Source organism: Escherichia sp. TW14182 (genome assembly GCF_000208525.1).
Classification (GTDB): Bacteria; Pseudomonadota; Gammaproteobacteria; order Enterobacterales; family Enterobacteriaceae; genus Escherichia; species Escherichia ruysiae.
In genome coordinates, this window is the sequence record NZ_AEJZ01000453.1 from 1 (window position 1) to 1,321 (window position 1,321).

The 1,321-nt window shown below is 50.0% G+C and carries 2 protein-coding genes and 1 pseudogene; all 3 read left to right on the top strand.

Annotation, left to right across the window (positions count from 1 at the left end; genetic code table 11):
- Positions 1-103: pseudogene (locus EQY_RS27125) on the top strand (toxin YdaT family protein); the annotation flags it as partial.
- 78 nt (positions 104-181) lie between these two features.
- Complete coding sequence (locus EQY_RS0123100; protein ID WP_024212727.1) at positions 182-970, top strand: phage replication initiator YdaU family protein; 789 nt, start codon at positions 182-184, stop codon at positions 968-970.
- 6 nt (positions 971-976) lie between these two features.
- A partial coding sequence (locus EQY_RS0123105) for a hypothetical protein (RefSeq protein WP_000788988.1) occupies positions 977-1,321 on the top strand: 345 nt, incomplete at its 3' end.

Below are 1,321 nucleotides of genomic sequence, written 5' to 3' on the forward strand. Positions count from 1 at the left end.
GAGTACGGCAATTGATGCGCATGATGATGCAGTCCAGGCCGTTTACCGGAAAGCGCATTTCAGCGGCGGCGAGTCGTCCGGCGATTCTGTCGTAGTGCATTGATTGAAATTAATCGTGCCGGACTGTTTTGTTCGGTATCAGTTAAATGTAACGCTCACAGCGTTACAAGGTGAAAACAATATGGCTTCAAACTGGATAAAGCTCGAGGTTATTACGCCGGATAAGCCGGAAATATTCAGGCTTGCTGAGATTCTGAATATTGATCCAGATGCCGCATTAGGGAAAGTCATTCGCTTCTGGGTATGGGCGGATCAACAAATGATAGACGGTAACGTAGAGTGTAACGCTCGCAGCGTTACAAAAAGTGCAATAGATCGCATCACTTTTATGGCTGGTTTTGCTGATGCGCTAATTCAGGTTGGATGGCTGGTCGAAAATGACGGTGGGCTTTCGCTACCTAACTTTGAACGTCATAACGGAAAAAGCTCAAAAAAACGGGCGGTTACAAACGAGCGAGTAACAAAAATACGTGAACTGAAACGAAAAGGTAACGCTGCCAGCGTTACACAAACGGATCAAAAAGCGTTACCAGAGGAAGAGGAAGAGGAAGATATAAATACTGATCTCCCTCTAAATCTCCCTCACCAAAAACGAGCGACTAAAAAATTCGACCCGTTGTCAGTTGCTCTGCCTGAGTGGTTGCCGGAAACACTCTGGCATGAGTGGGTTCAATTCAGGCAGGCATTGCGAAAACCGATTCGAACGGAGCAGGGCGCTAACGGGGCGATACGGGAGCTGGAAAAATTCCGCCAGCAGGGTTTTACCCCTGAGCAGGTGATTAGACACAGCATTGCCCATGAATACCAGGGCTTGTTCGCGCCGAAAGGTGTTCGGCCTGAGACGTTGCTCCGACAGGTTAACACCGTCTCGTTGCCGGACAGTGCGATCCCGCCAGGCTTCAGGGGGTAACAGACCATGAAAAATATTGCGACAGGCGGCGTTCTGGAGCGTATCCGCAGACTGACCCCACCACATGTAACCGCCCCATTCAGAACGGTTGCGGAGTGGCGTGAGTGGCAACTTGCTGAAGGCCAGAAACGTTGCGAGGAGATCAACCGCCTGAATCGTCAGTTGCGGGTGGAAAAAATTCTGAATCGCTTTGGCATCCAGCCGTTGCACCGTAAATGCTCGTTTGCGAATTACCAGGTGCAGAACGACGGCCAGCGATACGCGTTAAGCCAGGCGAAATCCATCACCGATGAATTGATGACCGGGTGTACAAATTTTGCGTTCAGCGGAAAACCTGGTACCGGGAAAAAC